Annotated in this window: 18 protein-coding genes, 1 tRNA gene and 1 riboswitch; of the genes, 8 read left to right on the top strand and 11 right to left on the bottom strand. The window is 75.6% G+C overall.

All coding sequences use genetic code 11. From position 1 onward, the window contains the following. Window positions 1-105: 105 nt before the first annotated feature. The 4 genes from AC07BF_RS25945 to AC07BF_RS25960 form a co-directional block, all read right to left on the bottom strand. The gene (locus tag AC07BF_RS25945; RefSeq protein WP_478317399.1) at window positions 106-2367 is read right to left on the bottom strand and encodes a SpoIIE family protein phosphatase; all 2262 of its coding nucleotides are present in this window, start codon (window positions 2365-2367) and stop codon (window positions 106-108) included. An 82-nt stretch (window positions 2368-2449) separates the two neighbouring features. After that, complete coding sequence (locus tag AC07BF_RS25950) at window positions 2450-3580, bottom strand: PP2C family protein-serine/threonine phosphatase (RefSeq protein WP_363581347.1); 1131 nt, start codon at window positions 3578-3580, stop codon at window positions 2450-2452. A gap of 221 nt (window positions 3581-3801) precedes the next feature. Next, window positions 3802-4371: a TetR/AcrR family transcriptional regulator gene (locus AC07BF_RS25955; protein WP_363581345.1), complete on the bottom strand. Its 570-nt coding sequence runs from the start codon at window positions 4369-4371 to the stop codon at window positions 3802-3804. A gap of 65 nt (window positions 4372-4436) precedes the next feature. After that, on the bottom strand, window positions 4437-5264 hold the full coding sequence (locus AC07BF_RS25960) for an alpha/beta fold hydrolase (RefSeq protein WP_478333971.1): 828 nt from the start codon (window positions 5262-5264) through the stop codon (window positions 4437-4439). Between the two features lie 345 nt (window positions 5265-5609). Next, a riboswitch (cyclic di-AMP (ydaO/yuaA leader) is annotated at window positions 5610-5768 on the top strand. Between the two features lie 12 nt (window positions 5769-5780). Here AC07BF_RS25960 and AC07BF_RS25965 point away from each other — a divergent pair. Further along, window positions 5781-6614: a M23 family metallopeptidase gene (locus AC07BF_RS25965; protein WP_478333972.1), complete on the top strand. Its 834-nt coding sequence runs from the start codon at window positions 5781-5783 to the stop codon at window positions 6612-6614. A 60-nt stretch (window positions 6615-6674) separates the two neighbouring features. Here AC07BF_RS25965 and AC07BF_RS25970 read toward each other — a convergent pair whose 3' ends face one another. Next, window positions 6675-7637, bottom strand: a complete 963-nt coding sequence (locus tag AC07BF_RS25970) for a hypothetical protein (protein ID WP_478333973.1) — start codon at window positions 7635-7637, stop codon at window positions 6675-6677. Window positions 7638-7679: 42 nt separating this feature from the next. On the opposite strand from AC07BF_RS25970, the gene AC07BF_RS25975 reads away from it, so the two are divergent. The 4 genes from AC07BF_RS25975 to AC07BF_RS25990 all read left to right on the top strand — a co-directional run bounded on the left by AC07BF_RS25975 (window position 7680) and on the right by AC07BF_RS25990 (window position 10521). Next, window positions 7680-8252 (top strand): GNAT family N-acetyltransferase, encoded by a 573-nt coding sequence (locus AC07BF_RS25975; RefSeq protein ID WP_400985405.1) that lies wholly within the window; start codon window positions 7680-7682, stop codon window positions 8250-8252. Between the two features lie 178 nt (window positions 8253-8430). Next, on the top strand, window positions 8431-9171 hold the full coding sequence (locus AC07BF_RS25980) for a sensor domain-containing protein (RefSeq protein WP_478333974.1): 741 nt from the start codon (window positions 8431-8433) through the stop codon (window positions 9169-9171). A 99-nt stretch (window positions 9172-9270) separates the two neighbouring features. Next, window positions 9271-10023: a hypothetical protein gene (locus tag AC07BF_RS25985; RefSeq protein ID WP_478333975.1), complete on the top strand. Its 753-nt coding sequence runs from the start codon at window positions 9271-9273 to the stop codon at window positions 10021-10023. A 36-nt stretch (window positions 10024-10059) separates the two neighbouring features. Continuing rightward, entirely contained in the window at window positions 10060-10521 is a 462-nt protein-coding gene (locus AC07BF_RS25990; RefSeq protein ID WP_400804544.1) for a GNAT family N-acetyltransferase, read from the top strand. Here AC07BF_RS25990 and AC07BF_RS25995 read toward each other — a convergent pair. The 6 genes from AC07BF_RS25995 to AC07BF_RS26020 all read right to left on the bottom strand — a co-directional run bounded on the left by AC07BF_RS25995 (window position 10518) and on the right by AC07BF_RS26020 (window position 17519). After that, entirely contained in the window at window positions 10518-11696 is a 1179-nt protein-coding gene (locus AC07BF_RS25995; RefSeq protein WP_400804547.1) for a hypothetical protein, read from the bottom strand. The genes AC07BF_RS25990 and AC07BF_RS25995 overlap by 4 nt on opposite strands. Window positions 11697-12282: 586 nt before the next feature. Continuing rightward, window positions 12283-12356 (bottom strand) — tRNA-Met (locus tag AC07BF_RS26000). A gap of 50 nt (window positions 12357-12406) precedes the next feature. Continuing rightward, window positions 12407-13696: a PrsW family intramembrane metalloprotease gene (locus tag AC07BF_RS26005; protein WP_363581327.1), complete on the bottom strand. Its 1290-nt coding sequence runs from the start codon at window positions 13694-13696 to the stop codon at window positions 12407-12409. A 116-nt stretch (window positions 13697-13812) separates the two neighbouring features. After that, the gene (trmB, locus tag AC07BF_RS26010) at window positions 13813-14643 is read right to left on the bottom strand and encodes a tRNA (guanosine(46)-N7)-methyltransferase TrmB (RefSeq protein WP_363581325.1); all 831 of its coding nucleotides are present in this window, start codon (window positions 14641-14643) and stop codon (window positions 13813-13815) included. A 55-nt stretch (window positions 14644-14698) separates the two neighbouring features. Further along, the gene (gene lhgO, locus AC07BF_RS26015; protein ID WP_363628080.1) at window positions 14699-15934 is read right to left on the bottom strand and encodes an L-2-hydroxyglutarate oxidase; all 1236 of its coding nucleotides are present in this window, start codon (window positions 15932-15934) and stop codon (window positions 14699-14701) included. Window positions 15935-16091: 157 nt separating this feature from the next. Continuing rightward, window positions 16092-17519: an NsdA family TPR-like regulatory protein gene (locus AC07BF_RS26020; RefSeq protein WP_063348294.1), complete on the bottom strand. Its 1428-nt coding sequence runs from the start codon at window positions 17517-17519 to the stop codon at window positions 16092-16094. 741 nt (window positions 17520-18260) lie between these two features. Here AC07BF_RS26020 and AC07BF_RS26025 point away from each other — a divergent pair. The 3 genes from AC07BF_RS26025 (at window position 18261) to AC07BF_RS26035 (ending at window position 21878) form a co-directional block, all read left to right on the top strand. Continuing rightward, window positions 18261-20411, top strand: a complete 2151-nt coding sequence (locus AC07BF_RS26025) for an asparagine synthase-related protein (RefSeq protein WP_478333976.1) — start codon at window positions 18261-18263, stop codon at window positions 20409-20411. Window positions 20412-20507: 96 nt separating this feature from the next. Next, window positions 20508-21029: a universal stress protein gene (locus AC07BF_RS26030; RefSeq protein ID WP_363581319.1), complete on the top strand. Its 522-nt coding sequence runs from the start codon at window positions 20508-20510 to the stop codon at window positions 21027-21029. Window positions 21030-21173: 144 nt separating this feature from the next. Then, window positions 21174-21878, top strand: a complete 705-nt coding sequence (locus AC07BF_RS26035) for a DsbA family oxidoreductase (protein WP_363581317.1) — start codon at window positions 21174-21176, stop codon at window positions 21876-21878. Window positions 21879-21901 lie beyond the last annotated feature (23 nt).

Here is a 21901-nt window from a genome sequence, read left to right on the forward strand (position 1 = left end):
CCCGAGGACGTTCGTCCCCGGTGGGGCGCCTGCGGCGCGTCGGCCGGGCCGGGCGGGAGATGGCCGAGTCACGTCCTGGGATGTGTGGGGAACGTGTGCACGGTGTTACGGAAGGGGCGACGTCCGGTGCAGGAGCAACAGCGCCACGTCGTCCGGCCGGGACCGCCGCTCGGTCACGTTCAGCGTGAGCAGGTCGGCCAGCCGCTCCAGCGCGGGCGCCGCGCCGGCCCGGGCCGGGCCGGTCTGCCGGGCCCACAGCTCCAGCCCGCCGAGCATCCGCTGCACCGACTCGTCGTAGTCCTCCTCGCGGTCCTCGACCAGCCCGTCGGTGTACACCAGCAGCGTCTCGCCGACCGCCAGCCGACCGGCCGTCAGCGGGTACGGCTGCCCCGGGTCCACGCCCAGCGGCGGCCCGCCCGGCAGATCGAGCTCGACGGCCCCGGCGTCCGCGATCCGCACCGGCGCGGGATGCCCGGCCCGGGCCGCGGTCAGCGCGCCGTCGGCCGGGTCCAGGGCCAGGAAGAGGCAGGTCGCGAACAGGTCGGTGTCCAGCTCGGTCAGCAGCCGGCTGGTCCGGGCCAGCGTGGCGGCCGGATCGTGCCCGTCCGTCGCGTACGCCCGCAGGCCGCTGCGCAGCTGGCCCATCACCGCCGTCGCCTCCGCGTTGTGGCCCTGGACGTCGCCGATCACCAGCCCGATCCGGCCGTCCGGCAGCCTCAGCAGGTCGTACCAGTCGCCGCCGATCTGCATGCCCTCGGTGCTCGGCAGGTAGCGGGCGGCGCTGGCGATCCCGGGCAGCCGGGGCAGGGTGCGCGGCAGCATCGCGCGCTGCAGCTCGGTGGCGCGGTGGTGGTGGGTGTCGTACAGCCGGGCCCGCTCCAGGGACTGCGCCAGGATCCCGGCGAAGGCCGAGTACAGGGTGCGGTCCTCCCGGCCGAACGCCCGCTCGGCGGAGAAGGTGATCAGGCAGGAGCCCACCTGCCGCCCGGAGGCGACCAGCGGCAGTACCGCCCAGGAGGCCGGGGTGAGCGGGCCGTGCCGGCCCCGGCCCGCGTCGGGCTCGCTGAACAGCGGGGCCGAGCGGGTCAGCGCGTGCTGCATCACGTTCTCGGAGAGGTCCGCCAGCCGGGTCAGCTCGGTGCGCCTCGGCCCGCCGTACACGGTGTGCGAGACGGGCAGCAGCCGGCCCTCGTCCACCAGGTCCAGGACGATGCTGGCGGCGCCGAACGCCGGGCGGGCGACGTCGGTGACGGCGGTGGTGACGTCCCGGACGGTCACCGCCCGCGACAGCGACCGGGTGAGCGCGAGCAGCAGTGCCGTCCGGGCCCCGCCTGGGGTGGCCTGCTCCTCGGCCTGCTCCCGGGGGTGTTCCCGGCGCTGGTCCCGGTCCTGGCCCTGGTCCCGGTCGGAGAGCAGCCCGGCGACCCGGACCGGCCGGCCGTGGACGTCCAGCATCACCTCGCCGGTCTCCTCGATCCGCGCCACCTTGCCGCCCCCGCGCAGCACCCGGTACCCGATCCGGTACCACCCGCCGGTGGTCAGCGACTCGGCGAGCGCGGCCTGCACGTCCGGCAGGTCCTCCGGGTGGACGATCCGGTCCAGCTCCGGAGCGGAGCCGTCGGCGGTGGCGGGCTGGCCGGTGACCCGGAACGCCGCGGCGTCCCAGTAGCTCTCGCCGGTGACCAGATCGCGCTCGAAGGCACCGTGCCCGGCCGCCCGGACGGCGAGCGACAGCATCGGGTGGGCCAGCCCGGCGGGGAGGCTCCCGGCCCCGTCCGGCGGTGCCCCGGCCGGATCCTGGGGTATCCGGGCGTCCGCGTGGTCGAGCAGGTGGGACAGCCGGTGGGCGCAGGCCTCGCCGATGGTCTCCAGGACGTCCAGGTCGCGGCGGGGGACGGTGCCCCGGTGGGCCAGCGCGAGGGCGAGGACGCCGACCGGCCGCTCGTCGACGACCATCGGCAGGGCGATCACGGCGACCATGCCGGTGCCCATGCCGACGTTCTTGTTCGGGTAGTCGACGCTGGTGTGCTCGGGACTGAGCAGGTAGGGGCGGCGTAACCGCAGGGCCATCGCGGCGGGGAGGTCACTGGCCGGATCGACGGTGCTGTAGCGCTCGTGGGCCCAGTCCGGCAGCCCGTGCGAGGCGGTCAGTCGGAGCATCCCGGCGGAATCCAGCAGGTAGAGCGCGGAACCCTCGCCGGTGATCCACCCCGGCCCCTCGGCGAGGACGGTGCCGAGCAGTTCGGCGGCGCTGGTGCAGCCGAGCAATAAGCGCACGCAGCGCATGGGGCTGCGGGCGGTGGGACTGCTGCGCGGCGTCCGGCTCTCGTCCTCGGAGGGGGGAACCCACGGAGAGCTCAGGTCCATCGGATACCCGGCCTTTCCGCTCTCGGGGGGTGGGTGCCCTCTGGGTGCCCGAACGGGCACTTAATTCTTAATACCTTATTTCTCAAGCGGGTGCTGAAGCGGGTGAATGGTGACCCAGACGGCGCACCAGCACCAGCGTCCGGTCGTCCGCCGCGTCCCGCGCCACCGTCCGGACCAGCCGCTCCGCCGCACCCCGGGTGAGCTGCTGCTGCGTCCGCCACGGCCGCACCACGGGCTCGGCCGCCGCCAGCAGCCGACCCACCCCCTCGTCCAGATCCCGACCCGGCACCTCCACCAGGCCGTCACTGAACAGCAGCAGCGAATCGCCCCGCCGCAGCCGCCCCGACACCGCCGGATACAGCGCGCCCGACACCAGCCCCAGCGCCGGGCCGCCGTGCCCCGACCGCGCCCAGCCGCCGCCGTCCGCCCGGCGGAACTGCGCGGGCGCCGGATGGCCTGCGTTGAACAGCAGGTAGTCGCCCGTCGCCGGGCGCAGCGCGAGGTGCACCGCCGTCGCGAAGTCGTCCTCCCAGCCCATCCGCACCAGGTGGTCGTTGGCCGCCGGCAGGAACGCCTTCGGCGGCACCCGCCCCAGCAGCATCGCGAACGCGCCCGACAGGTGCGTCGAGCGGGCCGCCGCCCGGCTGCCCTTGCCCGACACGTCCACCAGCAGCAGCTCCAGCAGATCCTCCTCGGGGCGGTGCGCGCACAGCAGGAAGTCACCCGAGAACGAGGTGTCGCCGGCCGGCGCCAGCGCACTGTCGAAGTGCCAGTCGAGCAGCCGCTCCGGAAGCCGGGCCAGCGTCCGGGTGTGCTCGGCCAGCTCCAGCAGCATCGAATCGCCCTGGGTCCCGCGCAGACCCAGCCGGTGCCGGAACCGGTTCGCGGCCAGCACCGTCACCGCGGTCGCGGCCAGTACCAGCGTCACCCCGATCCGCACCCCGAGCGGATCCCGCACCACCGCCCCCAGCACCCCGCCGGCCAGCGCCGCGCACACCAGCACCAGCAGCTGCCCGCGTCGCAACAGCAGCCCGCCGACCACCAGCGGCAGCACCAGCGCCGACGGCGGCCAGCTGTACGGCAGCACGATCGGCAGCACGCTCAGCACCGCGGTCACCCCGAGCAGCACCCCCAGCGCGTACCGCGCGGCCCGGGCGTTCCCGTCCAGCAGCCGCAGGTACCACCGCCGCGCCCTCGCTATCGGTGCGGGCACGTGGACCTCCGCCAAGGGGTCGGCGGTCCCCTGTCATGACCACCAGTCAGCCCGGCCACACTAACCCGTCCGCCCCCACGACCCCCAGGCCCGCTGCCTGCCCGCCGCACGGGAAGTCGGCGGGTCCGACTTCTCGCGCACGCCTCACCCGGTGCGCCGGCCGTTCCGTCGCCGTGGGAGACCGGGTGGGTCGTGCCGCGGCCGGTGCGGTGGCCGGCGTCTCAGGGGGTGGGCCAGGTGCGGAGCCCGGTGGTGAGGAGGGTGATGAGGCGGCTCTGGGTGGTGGCCAGGTCTTCGGCGAGCTGGAAGCCGCCGCCGATGGAGAGGGAGGCGAAGCCGTGGGCGACGGAGCGGACGGTGCGGGCGGCGTGGATCGCCTCCGCGCCGTCGAGGCCGTACTCCCGCAGGACGGCGATGATCACCCCGACGAGCCGTCCGGCCGCGCGGGTGAGGTCGTCGTCCGGCTGCGGGGCTTGCGGGAGGGCGTTGTAGCGGTGCGGGTACTCGGTGGCGTACGCGTGGTAGGCGCGCAGGACGGTGTCGACGGCGTCGTCGCCGCTGCGGCCGACGGCGGCCTCGGCGAGCCGGTCGGCGAGTTCCTCGGTGACCCGGACGGCGATGAGCCGCCGCAGTTCGGCGAGGCCGCCGCTGACGTGCTTGTACAGCGACGGGGTGGCGACCCCGGCCCGGGCGGCGACGGCGGCCAGGGTGAGGGCGTCGGCGCCCTGCTCGTCGATGAGGGCGATGGCGTGGTCGACGACCTGCTCGGGGGTGAGTCCTACTCGGGGCATGGTGTGGGCTCTCCGTCGGTGGAAGGCGTACGTGGCGTGGCGGGGCTGACGTGGGCGGGCGGGGCTCAGGCGAGGTCGGCGAGGAAGGGCAGCAGGGCGCCGGCGGTGGCCTGCGGGTTGTCGGCCATCGGGTAGTGCCCGGATCCGTCGATCATGACCTTCCGCGCGTTGAGCGCGGCGGCCTGCCGGTCGGCGACGGCTTCCGGCTCGGGGAAGTCGGGGTCCTTGCTGCCCATGATGACGAGCGAGGGGCAGCGCACGGCCGCGGTCCAGCCGACGGGCGCGGAGTCCCCGCTGACGTGTCCGCGGGTGGCGGTCTTGCGGCCGGGGGTGCGCATGGCGGCGACGAGTCCGGCCACGTACGGGTCGAAGTCGGCGGGCTTGGCGCCCGGGTAGGCCAGCTTGCGGTGGTAGAGGCCCCAGAAGGCGGGCGAGTGGACGGTCAGGAAGCCCATGACGCGGAGGGCGCCGCGCATGAGGGCGCCGGGCGGGGGGTTCTCGATGAAGGCGTCGATCAGGGCGATGCCGGCGACCCGCTCGGGGGCGTCGCCGGCGGCCTTGACGACCGTCGCGCCGGTGTAGGAGTTGCCGACCAGGACGGCGCGGTCGATGCCGAGGTGGTCGAGCAGGGCGAGGACGTCGGTGGCGATGGCGGCGGGGGAGTAGTCGTCCCAGATGATCGAGGATTCCCCGAAGCCGCGCAGGTCCATGGTGATGACCCGGCGGCCGGCGGCGGCCAGCAGCGGGCGGAGGTGCCGGTAGGCGGCGCGGGTGTCGAGCATTCCGGGGAGCAGCACGACGGGGGCGCCGTCGCCCTGTCGGGTGTCGTCGTAGGCGAGGCGGCCGCCGGTGACGTCGAGGTACTGGGTGGTGGGGGCGCTGGTGGCGTTCATGGTGGGCCTCCGGAGGGTTGCCGGTGCGGGGCTTCGGCGCTGCCGCCGATAGCCATAAAGCTAAGGCTAATAGCCTTAGCTGTCAAGCCCTCGCGCCCTGCGGAGCGGGGGAGGCCAGTGGGGAGTGCACGGATGAAGGGGCGTTCGTTGACGTCCGATCACGTGAGGTGGCGTCAACGGCGCTCAAGGGGGTGCAGGGGTGTCCAAGGGGAACAAAACGCCCGTCGTGCCCCGGAGTGCCCCGCCCGTCTCCGGTCGTCCCGGGCGAACGGCTTGGAATCAGGGCCTCCTAGGATTAACGTTTGATAACGCAGCGCGGTCGTCAACGCCGTACCCAGACGGCACCGTGCGCCGTCGCCTAATCCCGCCGACCGGCCTCCGGGCAGGTCAGGGAGCCGGGGAACCACGTTCCTTGGGGTGAATCGGCGGGGCTCCGGCCCGGCCGTAGGAGACCTTCCTGCTCCGAACCCGTCAGCTAACCCGGTAGGCGCGAAGGAAGGAAAGGAGCGCGCCTCCGTGGCGTCGACGCACACTCCGGCACACCCGGCCGGCCTCGCAGCAGGTACCCGGCTCCTCGACCACCCCGGCCCGGACGGCCCCGAGTACGCGGGCCCGGAGGCCGAGACCAACCGGCACCGGATGCCGCGTCAGGTCCGTGGGACCTCCCCGCTGCTCGGCGTCACCGCCGTCGCCGCCACCCTGGGCGCCACCGGCTTCGCCTCCGCCACCCCGGCCGCCGCCCCCGCCATCGAGACCCCGGACGAGACCCCGGTCGCCCTCTCCGCCGACCCCGGCCTCGCGCTCGCCGCCCGCATCCAGCTGCAGGCCGACAGCCAGCGCACCGCCGCCGAGGAGGACGCCCGCGTCCAGGCCGCGAAGGAGGCGGAGGCCAAGGCCGCCGCCAAGGAGGCCGAGGCCAAGCGGGCCGCCGAGGAGGCCGAGCGGGCCAAGGCCGCCGCCCTCACCCTGCCGGTGCGCGACTACCACCTCACCGCCCACTACGGCCAGAGCGCCCGCTACTGGGCCCACCTGCACACCGGCCTGGACTTCGCCGCGGACACCGGCACCCCCGTCTACGCGGTCGGCCAGGGCACCATCACCTCGGCCGGCTGGTCCGGCTCGTACGGCTACCGGATCGTCGAGACGCTGCCCGACGGCACCGAGATCTGGTACTGCCACCTCTCCTCGATCATCAAGGGCTCCGGCAAGGTCGGCTCCGGCCAGCAGATCGGCAAGGTCGGCGCCACCGGCAACGTCACCGGCGCGCACCTGCACGTGGAGGTCCGCCCCGGTGGCGGCGCCCCCGTCGACCCGGAGACCTGGTTCCAGCAGCGCGGCGTCAACCCCTGACGCACCCGCGAAGCCCCGGCCGCCGGAACCAGAAGGCACCGCGGCCGGGGCTTCGCCGCGTCACTCCTGCGCGGGGTCTGCCGACTCCGCCGGGTGCGCGTCGAACTCCTCCTGCGCCGGGCCCGCCAGCCCCTCCAGGCGGGCGTCGAACTCCTCCTGCGCCAGCCCGGCCAGGTAGGCGTCGATCTCCTCCTGCCCCGGCTCCGGCGCGAGGTCCGGGAACTCCTCCACCAGCAGTCGCGGCAGCCCGGGCACCGTCCACTCCCCGTACAGGTCGAGCGCGGCCTCCACCGCCGCCTCCTCGAACGCCCCGAAGTCCCCGGCCAGTTCGTCCGGCATCGGCCGGCCCAGCGCGGTCAGCTCGGCCAGGTTGCGGTAGCTGCGCCGCATCAGGCCCTGCTCCAGCAGCCGGCGCGCGCCGTCGGTGGCCATGCCGACCGAGATCACCCGGGTCGGGCTCCAGCCCTGCTCGTCCACCTCGTCCAGCCAGCCGGTCTGCGCCAGTGCGGCGAACACGGCCAGCCGCTCCTCCTGCGCCAGCTCCCGGAAGCCGGTCAGCCACTCCCGCACCGCCTCCGGATCCGCGACGTCCGCCCCGTACGCGTGCAGCAGCAGCGCGTACAGCCGGGGCCAGGTCACCAGGTCGGCGCGGCGCAGCAGCCCGGCCGCGACCTCGCCCTGCCACTCGGCCTCGGCGTGCAGCCGCTCCTGGCGCTTGGCGTTGAGCCGCTTGGCGGCCCGCTGGTGGTCGGTCAGCAGCCGGACGGCGGCGCCGTACGCCAGCGGGTCCGCCTCCGGTTCGGGTTGGACGTACAGGTAGAGCCGCTCGTACAGCAGGTGCTCCACCGCGTTCGAGGTCAGTTCGGGCCAGCCGTCGTGCATCCTGCCCTCGCCCAGCTCCAGCAGGGCCAGCACCGCGCGCAGCGGCGCTTCGGCCACCGGGGCGCGGTCCTCTTCCGCCGCCCAGGCGAGCAGGTCGGAGGCCCTGGTGCGCGGGGCGAGCCGCAGGTCTTCGTCGTTCATAGCTCGAACGGTAACCGCTGGCCGGGAGTAGGGTCGGCTGCCATGGTCCCCGTACGACTCACCGGCCCCCGGCTGGCCATCCGCGAGTATCACCACACCGCCGGCGACGTGGACGCGCTGTACGGGCTGTTCAGCGACCCGGAGGTCACCCGCTACCTCCCCTTCGAGCCGCGCGACCGTGAAACCTGCGCCGACCAGATCGAGCTCTACCTGGAGGAGGCGATGGCGCCGGAACGGGACACCTACCGGCTGGCCGTCACCCGGCGCGACGACGCCGAGGACCCGGTGGACGCCGTGCCGATCGCCCACGCCTCCCTCACCCTCGGCAAGCACCGCTCCGCCCACCTCGGCTACGTGCTGGGCCGCGACGTCTGGGGCCGCGGCTACGCGGGCGAGATCGCCGGCCTGCTCTGCGAGCTCTCCTTCGAGGCCCTCGGCGTGCACCGGCTGGCGGCCCGGGTCGACGTGGACAACGCCGCCTCGGCCAAGGTGCTCCTCCGGCTCGGGTTCCAGCTGGAGGGGCGGGTCCGGCACGACCTCTACAAGGGCGGCGCCTGGTCCGACTCGTACCTGTACTCGCTGCTCGCCGACGAGTGGAGCGGCGCGACCGGCTGACGGCCCGGCGTGGACGTCCGGCGCGGACGTCCGGCGCGGGCCTGGGGGCAGGCCTGCCGGGTCAGGCCCGGGGGGTTAACCCCACCCCCGATCCGCCAGGCCTCCGGATCCTCCCCGGCCCGCCGTTCGACCAGACTGATGCCATCAGCAGTCGAGAACGAGGGACCGGGGCCGGGACATGAGCATCAGCCGAAGCGCGCAGGACCGCGAGTGGGACGTCCTCGGTGGTTACGGCGACGACCCGCGTCCCGCTCGGGCCCACCGGACCGAGGAGCCGCCGGCCGTCTGGCGGGCGCCGTTCTCCGGGCACTACTACCGCGAGATCGGCTACACGCTCACCGGCCTGCCGCTGTCGGTCATCGGCTTCTCCGTCTCGATCGTGCTGTTCTGCATGGGGATCGGCACCTTCGTCACCGTCCTCGGCCTGCCCGTCCTCGCCCTCCTGACCACCGTCGCCCGCGGCATGGGCCGGATGGAGCGGGCCCGGGTGCGCGGCATGCTGGCCCTGGACGTGCCCGCCCCGGCGCCGGTGCGCCAGACCCGCCCGGGCACCTGGGGGGCGATCACCGCGCGGCTGGCGGACCCGGCCGGGTGGAAGGCCGCGTTCTACCAGGTGGTGATGTTCCCGTGGGCGGTCCTCAGCTTCGTCCTGTCGCTGGTGTTCCTGCTGCTCGGCTGGGCGATGGCGCTGTACCCGCTCTACCACTGGGTCTTTCCGGCCTTCACCTCCTGGCGCGGGTACCGGGTCTTCGACTTCTACGACGGCGACAACGTCCAGCACGTCTACTACATCGAGGGGGCCTGGCAGATCGCCGGCCTCTCGCTGGTCGGGGTGCTGCTCATCATCCTCACCGCCCAGCTGGTCCGCGGCCTGACCAACGTGAACCGGGCCGCCGCCCAGGGCCTGCTCGGCCGCTGAACCCCACGGCCCTCCCCGGCCCCGCCCGCCTCCCCGGCCCCGCCCGCCTCCCCACGTGCTCCGGATGCGGGTGGGGCCGGCCCGTGTTGGGATGGCCGGGTGGCCGCCGCACACACCCCCGCCGACCCGGGCGCCCTGGGCCGGGACATCCTGGTCACCTCCCGCCCGCTGGACGAGTACTGCGACCTGTTCGACCTCACCCGGGCCCAGCTCGCCGCGCTGCCGGGCCCGGTGCTGGACTGTCCGGGCGGTGCGGCCGGCCTGGCCGCCGAGGCGCGTCGGCTCGGCTGCCGGGTGATCGCCGCCGACCCGGCGTACGCGCTCCCCGCACCCGAGGTCGCGGCCCACGCGCTGGCGGCCCGGGCGTCGATGGCCACCGCGATGGCCGCCCGTCCGCACCTGTACCCGTCACCGCGCTCCTGCCGGCCGGACCGCTACCTGCGCAGCTGGGACCGCGCCCGCCGCCTGTTCGCCGCAGACTCGGCCGCGCACCCGCAGCAGTACGTGGCCGCCGCGCTGCCCCGGCTGCCGTTCGCGGACGGCGCCTTCGCGCTCACCCTGAGCGGCTACCTGCTCTTCGCCTACCCCGAACTGTTCGGCCCCGAAAGGCAGTTGGACGCCCTGGTGGAACTCGTCCGGGTGACCTCCCCGGACGGCGAGGTCCGCGTCCAGCCGCTGCACGACGGCCACGGCCTCCGCTGCGCCCACCTCGACCCGCTGCGGTACGCGCTCGGCGAGCGCCGTGTCGCCAGCGAGATCCGCCGCTTCCCCCGCGCCGCGGACGGCCGCACCCGCCGCGTCCTGGTCCTGCGGGCCGCCGACCGCCGCCGCCGGTCTGCTGCCGAAAGGTAATGGTCTCTCCTGGTCAGCGCCCCTATACTCGCCCGCATGAACGAGACGACCGTCAGGCGTGCCGGGGCGGCCGACGCCGACCGGCTCACCGAGCTGATACAGGCCTCCACCGCCTACCGCGGCCACTACTCGGCGATGATCGACGGCTACCGGGTCACCCCCGAGTACATCGCCCGGCACGAGGTGTTCCTGGCCTCGGACCCGACCACCGACCGGCTGCTCGGCTTCTACGGCCTGATCCGCGAACCGGCCGAACTGGACCTCATGTTCGTCGCCGACGAGGCCCAGGGGCTCGGCATCGGGCGGAAGCTGATCGCGGACATGCTGGAGCGCGCCCGGGCCGCCGGGATCGCCTCGGTCAAGGTGGTGTCCCACCCGCCCGCCGAGGGCTTCTACCTCCAGGTGGGCGCCGAGCGCACGGGCACCCGCCCGCCGCAGGTCAAGACGCCCTGGGAGCAGCCCGAACTGCGCTTCACCGTCAAGGAGTTCGGCAGCTAGCTGGGGTCGCCCGCCGACGGAGCCGACTGGACGGGCCGAGCTGGCTGAGCGGGCTGAGCGGGTGGGACCGGCTGTCCCGGCTGTCCCGGGTGGTCAGGCTCGGCGGGTCGGGCCGGCTGCGTCGGGACGAAGGCCGTCGCCTCCAGCCGGGACAGTATCTTCTCCGCCAGCCAGCTGCGGTCCGACCCGTACGGGATCCCCTCCGGCAGCACCAACTGCCCGGCCACCGCGTCCCGCAGCCGCTGCGCCTCGGCGCCGGGCAGCCGGGAGAGCAGGCCCCGGGCGGCCAGCAGCGCGTGGTACTGCTCGAAGCCGGAGCGTGGACGCTCGATCGCGTCCAGCAGGCTCGGCAGGTCGGCCAGCGACGGGTCGCCCTGCATCAGCGCGAGCGCCTGGATCCGGCGGCCCTCGGAGCCGTCCGCGTACAGGGCCCGCACCTGGTCGGCGGTCAGCGCCGAGCGCCGCGCCGTCGAGCGGACCTCGGCCACCACGCCCTCCGGCCCGGACGAGGGCGAGGAGGCGGGCGGCAGCTGCGCGGCGAGCGCGGCCGACTGCTCCGCGCTGCCCCCCAGCAGCCCGAGCTGCTGCATCGCCCGGACCCGCAGGTCGTCGGCACCCACCTTGTCGCCCCGCCGGTCGCGGTCCTGCCCGGCGAGGAAGAGGTCCAGGGCCTGGTCGGCGTCGGTCAGCACCTGCGGCAGCGCGAGCCTGGTCACCAGCCAGCCGGCCAGGAAGCCGAAGACCACGAAGTACAGCACCAGTGCCGCCGCGAACGGCACCGCGGCGTCCTCCCCGCCCAGTGCGGGGGCCAGCGCGGTGCCGAGCTGGTGCAGCCGCTCGCCGAGCGAGCCGAGCTGGGTCAGCCCGACGCCCAGCAGCACCTTGGTCAGCCAGTCGGACACCTGCTCCAGGTTGGTGTTCGGGGCGTACGAGCCCTGCGGCTCGCCGCTGCCGCTGCGTACCCGGGGCACCCCGAACAGGAAGCCGAGCGCGCCGCCGAGCACCGTCGAGGCCCCGGCCACCACCAGCCCGCCGCCGAACGCCTGCCAGGCCTGCTCCCGGCCGAGCGAGAAGAGCAGCAGCCCGAGCAGGCCCGTCCCGGCCAGCACCCCGGTCGCGGCCCACCGGGCCGTCCGCAGGGTCGTCGTGCCGCTCCGCCGCCGGGCCTTCGCCATCGCCTACCCCCTGTGCCTGCGCCGCTCCGCTCCGGAACCCGCGCCGACTCTAGCGCCGCGGCCCCACCACGGGAACGACCCGGGTACGACGCAGGGGCGCCCCGGACGGGGCGCGGGTGACGGCGAAGAGCGGCGGAAGACACCGGAGAGCGGTGGAGAACGCAGACAGCCCGCAGGCTGCTCCTCCGCGCCGGCCCGTGCACTGGCCTGGCGCCGAGGCACCGGGGATGTACCGGTGGGCCTGCGGGCCGGGTGACTGCTATGGATTTCGCCTGCCGGAGGCCTCAGGCCTCACCCCGCGCAGGCAGGGGCGGCTCTAGCGAGCAGCCACCTCACGCATCCTGATGGAACTCAATTCAGGATCACCTCCCTTCAGTGTGCCGCCACGATAGGCAGCCCACCGGCCGGAGGGCAACGGATTTATCGGCGGCCCGGCGGGCGGCCCGCCCGGCGGCCGTCGTTCGGGCGGTCTCCGCTGACGGGGGCCCAGGTCCGTTGCGGCTTCGCGGCAGAACGTTCCTTCGCCGTGCCGGGGAACGCGAAGGGCCCGGAGGACGAATCCTCCGGGCCCTTCGTTGCTACTGAGTAGCGGGGACAGGATTTGAACCTGCGACCTCTGGGTTATGAGCCCAGCGAGCTACCGAGCTGCTCCACCCCGCGTCGGTGAACACAACAATACGGGGAAGTCGCCGAGATGGGAAATCGGTTCTTCAGACCACCCCGGCAGAGCGCCTGCCGCGCCGGGCGGCGTGCCGGGACGCCCGGGACCTGGCCCAGGCCGCGAAGCAGACCAACGCGGCGAAGCAGGGCACCATCAGTGCCCCGTACACCGCCAGGAAGCCGTCCGTGCCGAGGTCGGCGGCGGCGTTCCAGGTGCCGTGCAGCGCCATCGCCAGCAGTAGCCCGGTCGGCGCGGCCAGCCGGGCCAGCCAGCGCCGCCCGGTGGTCAGGGCGACGGCCAGGCCGATCCCGGTGAGCGCGGTGAACAGCGGGTGCGCGAAGGGGGAGAGCAGGGCGCGCAGCACGAAGGTCTGCACGGTGCCGTCGAAGTCGCGCAGGCTGGGCGGATCGCCGAGGCCGATGCTGTCCAGCCGCTGCCGCTGGTCGGTGGTGAACGCCCGGCCCAGGTAGAGGGCGTTCTCGGTGAAGGCGAAGCCGCAGGCGGTCATCCCGCCGAGCACCACCCCGGCCGCCAGGGTGCGGGGCCGGGAGCGGCGGTGCGGGCCGCCGCCGGAGGGCGGGGCCGGGCGCAGGTACGGCAGCGGGCGCAGGTACGGGCGCAGCCGCAGCCGGCCCCGGGCGTGCGGACCGGCCGGGCGGCGGGCGTACGTCCGGGGGAGCCGGGGGGCCGGCAGCCGGTGCAGCAGTGGCGCGCAGGGGCGGCCGGTGCGGCGGCCGTGGCAGCGCAGCCGTTGGCCGAGCGGCAGCAGCAGCACCAGCAGGGCGGTGGCCTTGGCGGTCTCCTCGATCAGCGGGGTGGCGATGCCGGCGCCCAGCAGTTCGCCGAGCGGTCCCTGGTGCGAGGTCAGGTAGCTGGCGGTCCAGTTGTTGGCCACGATGGCGACGGTGGTGGCCGCGCAGGCGCCCCAGGCGAGGCAGAACACGGTGTGCCGCAGCGGTACCCGGGCGGTCAGGTTGAGCCAGGCCAGGGCGCCGAGCACGAACGGCAGCGGCACCATCGCCAGGCCGACGCCGACCAGCAGCCCGACGGTGCCGGTCTGCCGCTGGACCAGGTGCAGGATCAGCACCCCGCAGCCGGCCAGGGTCAGTACGGCGGTGGCGGTGACGGAGGAGATTGCCACCGAGCGGCCGCGCCGGGGCGGTGCGACGGCTCCGGCCGGCGGCGGTGACGCGGCGCCGGCCCAGGGCGCGAGGCGGTGGGCCCGGCGCCTCCGGGGCCCCGGGATGGTCCGGGTGTCGCCGGTGCGCGGGACCGTCTCCGGTGCGTCAGCGGCGGCCTGGACGGTGGCCCGGGACCCGCCGCCGGCCGGGCTGCCCATGCGGCACAGGGTAGGCCACCGCACCCGCCCGTCGGGAGGACTCGGGACGAACCGTCCGTCCGGGGAACGGCCCACCGGTCATCGCGCGGTGGCCTGTTCGAACGGCCGGCGGCGGCTCAGCGGCGGCGGAACAGCAGGTCGTGGACGACGTGCCCCTTGGCCAGCCCGGCCCGTTCGAACTTGGTGACCGGGCGCCAGTCCGGCCTCGGCGCGTAGCCGGGGATGCTGCCGTCCGGGTGGTCCGCGGGCTCCAGCCAGCCGCTGCCGTCACCCTCGGGGTGCAGGTTCTCCAGCTCCGGCGAGGCGGACAGCACGGCCAGCATCTGCTCCGCGTACGGCTCCCAGTCGGTCGCGCAGTGCACCAGGGCGCCGGGGGCGAGCCGGGGCAGCACGAGCTCCAGGAAGGACGGCTGGACCAGCCGGCGCTTGTGGTGCTTGGGCTTGGGCCACGGGTCGGCGAAGTAGACCCGCAGGCCGGCCAGCGAGGCGTCCGCCAGCATGTCGCGCAGCAGGATCACGGCGTCGCCGGCGGCCGGCCGCACGTTCCGCGAGCCGTCGCGCTCCAGCAGGCCGAGCAGGTTGCCGTGGCCGGGGGTGTGGACGTCGGCGGCGAGGATGCCCATGGCCGGGTCGGCGGCGGCCATGGCGGCCGTGGTCTCGCCCATGCCGAAGCCGATCTCCAGGGTGACCGGCAGCTCGCCGAACAGCTCCCGCAGGTCGAGCGGGCTGCCGTCGATCGGTATGCCGTACGCCTCCCAGCCCCGGTCCAGGGCGCCCGCCTGGGCGTTGGTCATCCGGCCCCGGCGCGGCTGGAAGCTGCGGATGCGCCGCTCGCGGTGCTGGGCCTCGGTGGCCTTGTGCGGGTACATCGGCGCGGGGTAGCCGGCCGGTGCGGCGGACAACCGGGCGGACGGCGAGGGCTGGGGGATCGGGGCGGTGGCAGTCACAGTTCCCCGAGTCTACGGGGCCCCCGGGCCCCTCCCGAAGGTGCTGTGACCGGGCTCATCCGCCGGCCTCCAGTGCCGCCAGCGCCCGGCGGGCCACCTCGCGGCCGATCGGCAGCGAGGCCGTGGCGGCGGGGGAGGGGGCGTTCAGCACGTGCACCGCGCGGCGCGGGGAGCGCGGGTCGGCCGGGTCGAAACCGGCGAAGGCGAAGTCGTCCAGCAGCGAGCCGTCCCGGGCCACGGCCTGGGCCCGGACCCCGGCGCCGGCCGGTACCAGGTCTTCGGGGGCGACGGCGGGCAGCAGCCGCCGCACGGCGGCGGTGAACGCCCGCTTCGACAGCGAGCGGTGCAACTCGCCCACCTCCTGGCGCCAGTGCCGCCGGGCGATCCGCCAGGCGCCGGGGAAGGCCAGTGTCCCGGCCAGGTCGCGCGGGCGCACGGTGCGCCAGTCGTAGCCCTCGCGGGCCAGCGCGGGCACCGCGTTCGGGCCGACGTGCACGTCCCCGTGGACGCCCCGGGTGAGGTGCACGCCGAGGAACGGGAAGGCCGGGTCGGGCACCGGGTAGACCAGGCCGCGCACCAAGTCCCGTCGCCCCTCGGCCAGTTCGTAGTACTCGCCGCGGAACGGCACGATCCGCACCCCGGGCTCGTCCCCGGCCAGCCGGGCGATCCGGTCGCTGTGCAGCCCGGCGCAGTTCACCAGCACCTGGCAGCGCAGCTCCCCGGTGGAGGTCTGCACCGTCACGCCGTCCGCCCGTCGGGCCACCGCCCGCAGCTCGCAGCCGAGCCGGAGCTCCGCACCCGCCTCCCGGGCCAGCCGGGCGTAGGCGGTGGCGACGGCCGGGAAGTCGCAGACGCCGGTCGTGCCGACGTGCAGCCCCGCCACCCCGGTGACCTGCGGCTCGTACCGGGCGATCCCGGCCCGGTCCACCTCGGTGACGGGGATGCCGTTCGCCCGCCCGCGCTCGGCCAGCGCCGCCAGCCGGGGCAGTTCCTCCGTGCCGGTGGCCACGATCAGCTTGCCGGTGACCTCGTGCGGGACGCCCTGCTCGCGGCAGAACGCCACCAGCTCGGCGGCGCCCGCCACCGCGTACCGGGCCTTGTACGAGCCCGGCCGGTAGTAGACGCCGCTGTGGATCACCCCGCTGTTGCGTCCGGTCTGGTGGGCGGCGAAGCCGGGCTCCTTCTCCAGCACCGCGAGCCGCAGCCCCGGCCGGGCCCGGGTCAGCGCGTACGCGGTGGCGAGGCCGACGATCCCGCCGCCCACCACCAGCACGTCGAAGTCGTACGCCACCGCCCGCTCCTCGCAGTCCGCCCGGCTCCCCCGCCGCCGATGCTGCCACGCCGGGCGGGACCGGTCGAGGGCGCCCGGGCCCAGGTGGCGGTGCCGTACCTGAGTGCCCGGGCCCCTCTCGCCGGTGCACCTCAACTGCCGCCGGGCACGCCCCCGGTCACGCCGGGGCGACCAGGACCGCGCGGGCCCGTTCGGTCAGCTCCCGGACACGGCGCTCGCCCTGGAAGGGCTCCAGGCGGCGCAGCATCTCCACCACGTACTCCCGGCTGCGCTGGGAGGAGATCCGGCCGGCCACCTCGACGGCGCGCTCGCCGGCGGCGACCGCGGCGTCCAGGTTGCCGGCCTCGGCCTCGGCCATCGCCGAGACCACCAGTCGCAGTCCGTGCGAGCGGACGAAGCCCTCGGTGGGCTTGGCCAGTGCCTCGCGGGTGAACTGGCGGACCTTGGAGGGCACTCCGAGGTCGCGGAAGCACTCGGCGGCGTCGGCGGCGAGCCGGTCGTAGGCGTAGAAGTCGATCCACGCCGGATCGGGATCCCCGGCGCGGGCCCGTTCGAGTGCGCTCTCCGCCGCGCCGAGCGCCGTCGCGCACGCCGCCGCGTTGCGGGCCTTGGCCTGGGCCCGGGCCTCCACCAGGTGGAAGAAGCTCATCGTCCGGGCGGTGGCCAGGCCCCGGTTGCGCTCCAGGGCGGCCTGGGCGAGGTCCACCGCCTCCTCGGCGAAGCCCCGGTAGCCGGCCTGGAGGCTCATCGAGGCGAGCACGTAGCCGCCGAGCGGCACGTCGGCGGCGGCCCGGGCGAGCCGCAGGGCCTGGATGTAGTAGCGCTGGGCGGCCTCGTGCTGCCCGGTGTCGAAGGCCATCCACCCGGCCAGCCTGGTCAGTTCGGCGGTCGCGCCGAACAGCGCCCGGCCGACGGTGTCGCTGTACGAGGCCAGCAGCAGCGGGGCCGCCTCCACCCGCAGGCACTCCGGCACCATCGACGAACGCCAGTCCCCGCCGCCGTACTTGGAGTCCCAGCGGCGGGCCTCCTGGGCGGCCTCGCGGAGCTTGGCGGCGTCCGAGTGGCCGACCCGGTAGGAGGACGCCTCACTGGGCGCGCGCGGCGCCTCCCGGGCGACCGAACCGTCCGCCGGGGTGATCAGCCAGCGGGACACCGGCGTCGCGTAGGCGGCGACCGAGAAGGTGCCGGCCAGGCTGTCGCTCCAGCGGCCGCCGCCGGGGCCGCGGCGCAGGTCGAGGTCGACCCGCCACAGGTCGGTGGCGGAGCGGACCGCCTCGGCGACGTCGCGGGGGAAGGCCAGGCCGAGTTCGGGGGCCGGGTCGGTGTCGCCGAGGCCGATCTCCTCCAGCGGCACCGGGCGGCCGAGCTTGCCGCCGATCGCGGTGGCGATCAGGTGCGGGACGGGACCCTGCGGGACCATGCCCTTGCTGACCCAGCGGGCCACCGAGGTCTTGTCGTACCGCAGGGTCAGCCCGCGCTGGGCGCCCAGGTCGTTGACCCGGCGGGCCAGTCCGGCGTTGCTGATCTGGGCGAGGGTCAGGAGCGTGCCGAGCCGTTCGTTCGGTCCTCGTGGGCTGACGGTCATGGTGGCGGCGGCACCTCCTGCGGCCTTGTGCTCGGGGCCCGGGCGGCACCGGGCCGTAGCTGCTGTACCTAGAGTAGTCGGACGCGTTCCGACGGTTAAGAGGCCGCATTCCGGATGGCGGGATCGTGCACCCGGCGGTGCGGCGCGGGCTCCTCGCCGGGGTTGGTCCGGACCACTCGGATCGGGCCGGGGGTGCCGCGCGCCGGAGCGTCGTGCTCCGGTCCTGTGTTCACGTGCGCCCGGCCGTGCCCCCTGGCTCGACCGGCTGGTCGGCGATTCGCTGGTGGTCGTGGGTCGGCCCGCCGTCGAGGACCCGGCGGGCCGGGGGATGCCGCCGCCTCAATCCCCGCGGGCGGCGGCTGAGTCCGGGAGGGCATGCGGATGCCCTCCCGGGCTGGGCGACGCCTTTCGGCCATCTCGCGATGCCCATGCCAAAGGCGGCGCGGGGGGCGGTCCGGGCCGGGGAGGGGAAGGCCCGGCCCGCCCCGCGGACCACGCGAACACGTCAACACCCGTTGCCCGCAACGGGATCGCCGCCGGGCCCGGAACCGCCCCGCACCGGGACCACCGGCGGAACCGGAACCGGCAACACGGGCCACGGGAGCGCCAACCGGTGGCACGATGTCTCCTGACGGCGCGCCGGTACCCGGGGCGGCCGCCACGGCACACCGCGGACCGGCGAGGAGCCGCCCGGCGGCGGAAGCGCCGTACGGGTGCAGGTCCTCGTCCGGTGGAGGCGCGATGCGGTGGCTGACGGGCTGGAGCACGGGCACGCCCCGGGCGGGCGCACCAGCGCACGAGGCACTCGGTACGGTCGCACCGATCGCCGCGCGCCCCCTGTGGACCGGACCCAACCCGCTCTGGGCCGTCGGGGGCTGGCGCCCCGAGGAGATCCGCCTCGCCACCCTCCGCCCCGGCGCCCCCGCCGCGGTCACCACCGGCCCCACCGCCCCCGACCCCGTCGAGGACACCCCCGCCACCCTGCGCCTCGCCGTCCTCGGCCACTGCGGCGCCACCGACGCGGAACTCGCAGCCGGCCTCGCCGCCGCCCGCGGCGGCGCCGTCCGCCACCTCACCGCCTGGCCCGGCAGCTACACCGCCGTCCTGCGCACCGGCACCCGCTCCACCCTGCTGCTCACCGACCTGGCCGGCGCCCAGCCGGTCTTCCACACCCCCTGGGCCGGCGGCACCGCGTACGCCACCGCCGCCCTCCCGCTCGCCGACCTGGTCGGCGCCCCGCTGGACACCGGCCACCTCGCCGCCCGGCTCGCCTGCCCCGAATCGCCCGAGGCCCTCGGCGCCGGCACCCCGTACCTGGGCGTCCAGCGGGTGCCGCCCGGCCACGTGCTCGCCATCCGCAGTGGCCACCCCTACCTCTCCGCCTACGACGACCCCGCCGTCCGGGAGCAGCCGCGCGACGAGGCGCCCGCCGTCCGCGAACTCACCCGCGCGCTGCTGGAGTCCGTCCGCTCCCGGGTCCGCACCACCGCGCCCGCCACCGCGCGGGGCCCGGCCGGCCGCGCCCGGCTCGGCGTCGACCTCTCCTACGGCACCGCCTCCGCCACCGTCGCCCTGCTCGCCGCCGCCGTGCCGCTGCCGCCGGTGCCCGCGAGCACGGGCCCGGAGCGCCTGCCGGCCGTCGGCGCCGGGGCCAGGAACGGCGCGGTCAAGGGCTCCTGGGCCCGCGTCGCCGCCCAAGAACCCTCCACCCCGGAACAGTTGGCCGCCGTCACGCTCGGCGAGACCGAACCCCCCACCACCCTCGCGCTCGCCCCCGACACCCCCCGGCTGCGGCACACCGTGCTCCACCCCGGCCCCGACACCCTCCCGTACGCCGGACTGCACGCCGACGCACCGCCCGGCCGGCTCACCGACGAGCCCGGGCCCGAACTCGTCGCCGCCGCCCGTGCCGAGGCCCGCTTCGACGCCGGCGGCACCGACCACCTCACCGGCTACGGTGCCCGCCAGGTCCTCGACGGCCACCCGGCCCGGCTCGCCGACCTCATCCGGGCCGGCCGCCCGCGCGAACTGCTGCCCCCGGTCGCCGCGCTGGCCGGTGCCGACCGGGCCGTCGTCGGCGTCCTGGCCGGCGCGCTGCGCACCCCGCTCACCGTGGTCCGGGCCGCCCACCGGCTCTCCCGGGTCCGGTACGCCGAGGCGCTGGACGACGCCGCCGCCAAGTTGACGGCCCGCCACCTCCCGGGCGGCGGCCGTACGGCGGGCGACCGTTCGGTCGGCGACCTCGCCTGGTGCGTCCCCGGCCCGGCCGCCCGCTGGCTCTCCGACGAGGCGCTCTCCTCCGTCGCCCTCCGGCTGCGACTGGCAGCGCGCAGACCGGCGCCCGACGAACGCCCGGGCGCACACCGTGCCCGGCACGCCCTCTACCGGCACGCGCGCTCCTACCGCACCCTCGTCCACGCCGCCGAACAGCCCGGCCAGCGGCTGCACGCGCCGTTCCTCGACAACCAGGTGGTCCGCGCCGCCCGCCTGCTCCCCGACGACGTCCGCCTCCAACCCGGAGCCCGGCACGCCCTCCTGCACGCCGTCCTCACCGGCGCCGGCCGCACCGACCTGCCCCCCGACTGGGGCCGCGGCCCCCGCCCCGACCGCACCGCCCCCGCCCGGGCCGGCCTGCGCCTCGCCGCCGACGGCCTCGCCGAACTCTTCGACGCCCCCCTCCTCGCCGAAGCCGGCCTCATCGACCTCCCCGCCGTCCGCGCCGGCCTCGCCGACCCCGCCACCCCCCTCTCCCCGGCCGCCCTGGCGGGCCTCGCCGACCTGGTCTCCACCGAACTCTGGCTCCGCCGCGTCCGCGCCCGCCGCCACGGAGCCTGCTGGACCGGCCTTCCCCTGGCCCAACCCCCGGCCCTCGGCCCCGTCCGGCCCTCCTGACCCCCTCCGGGCGCCGCGCCCGGCCGGGCGGCGGGGTCCGGGAGCCGGGGCAGGTGATGATGGCGGGCAATGAGTCCGTCGGTGAGGAGAGCCGTGGTGGCCAGCGTGAGCCCGGAGCAGTCCGTTCCCGTCGTGCTGTCGGTGTCGGGACGGCCGCCGACGGGGCGCCCGCCGGGGGTACTGGCGGCCTGCGACGGGTCGGACGGGTCGCTGTGGGCGCTGGACCGGGCGATGACCGAGGCGGAGTCGTTCGGGCTACCGCTGTACGTGCTGGCCGTGGTGAACCCGGCGCCGGCCGGCTACCCGCCGGGGATGGCGGAGCTGGTGCAGGAGAGCGTCGAGACGCTGGTGGAGAGCATGGCGGACGGGCTGCGCCGGGCGGTGGTGGCCGTGCAGGGGCAGCGTTCCCGGCCGTACGCGGGGGAGATGTCGCTGCACGTGGTGCTGGGGAACGTGATCGAGGTGCTGCTGGAGGCCTCGACCCGGCAGCACACGCTGGTGCTCGGCACGCGGGGGAACGGGGGGTTCGCGCGGTTGCTACTGGGTTCGGTGAGTTCGGCGGCGGTGCACCACGCGGCGTGCCCGGTGCTGGTGGTTCCGGCGCCCGCGGAAGGCTGATCCGGGGCGGGGTCGGGGTGCTGACCAGCCCGGGTCAGGGCGTCGCTGACCAGGGAAGCTGACCGGGGTGCCGGGAATGTACCGAGATGGTTCATCGTTCACCTATCCCGATACCCGTCCCCGCCCCACCCCTGGAGTCCCCTCATGAAGGTCGAGATCTGGTCCGACATCGCCTGCCCGTGGTGCTACATCGGTAAGCGCCGTTTCGAGCAGGCCCTGGAGGGCTTCGCCGGCAAGGAGGGCGTCGAGGTGGTCTACCGGCCGTACCAGCTGGTCCCGGACGCGCCGGCGACGGCGAGCCCGCACCGCGCGTGGCTGGCCGAGCGCTACGGCCCGCAGTCGGTGGCGATGGACGCACGGGTGGCCGAGCTGGGCCGCGCCGAGGGCATCACGTACGACTTCGACGCCGCGCTGCACGCCAACACCTTCCTGGGCCACCGCCTGCTGCACCTCGCCGAGACCGAGTACGGCGCGGCCGTCCAGGGGCGGCTGAAGGAGGAGCTGCTGAAGGCGCACTTCACCGACGGTGTCGACGTCGGCGACCGCGCCGCGCTGACCGACGTCGCCGTGGCAGCCGGCCTGGACCGGGCGCGGGTGACCGCCTACCTGGCGGGCGACGAGGGCGCCACCGAGGTGAGCGCGCAGCTGGCCGAGGCCCGGGAGCTGGGCATCACCGCCGTGCCGACCTTCGTGTTCGAGGGCAAGTGGGCGGTGCAGGGCGGCCAGGACGCCGAGACCTTCCGCAAGGTGCTGGAGCAGGTCGCCGCCGAGATCGGCGAGACCCGCCCGGCGCCGGTGCAGGTCGCCCCGGCGGGGGAGGCCTGCGCGGACGGCTCCTGCGCGATCTGACCCCGCACAGGCCCACCCCGTAC

Source organism: Kitasatospora sp. NPDC043950 (genome assembly GCF_056435345.1).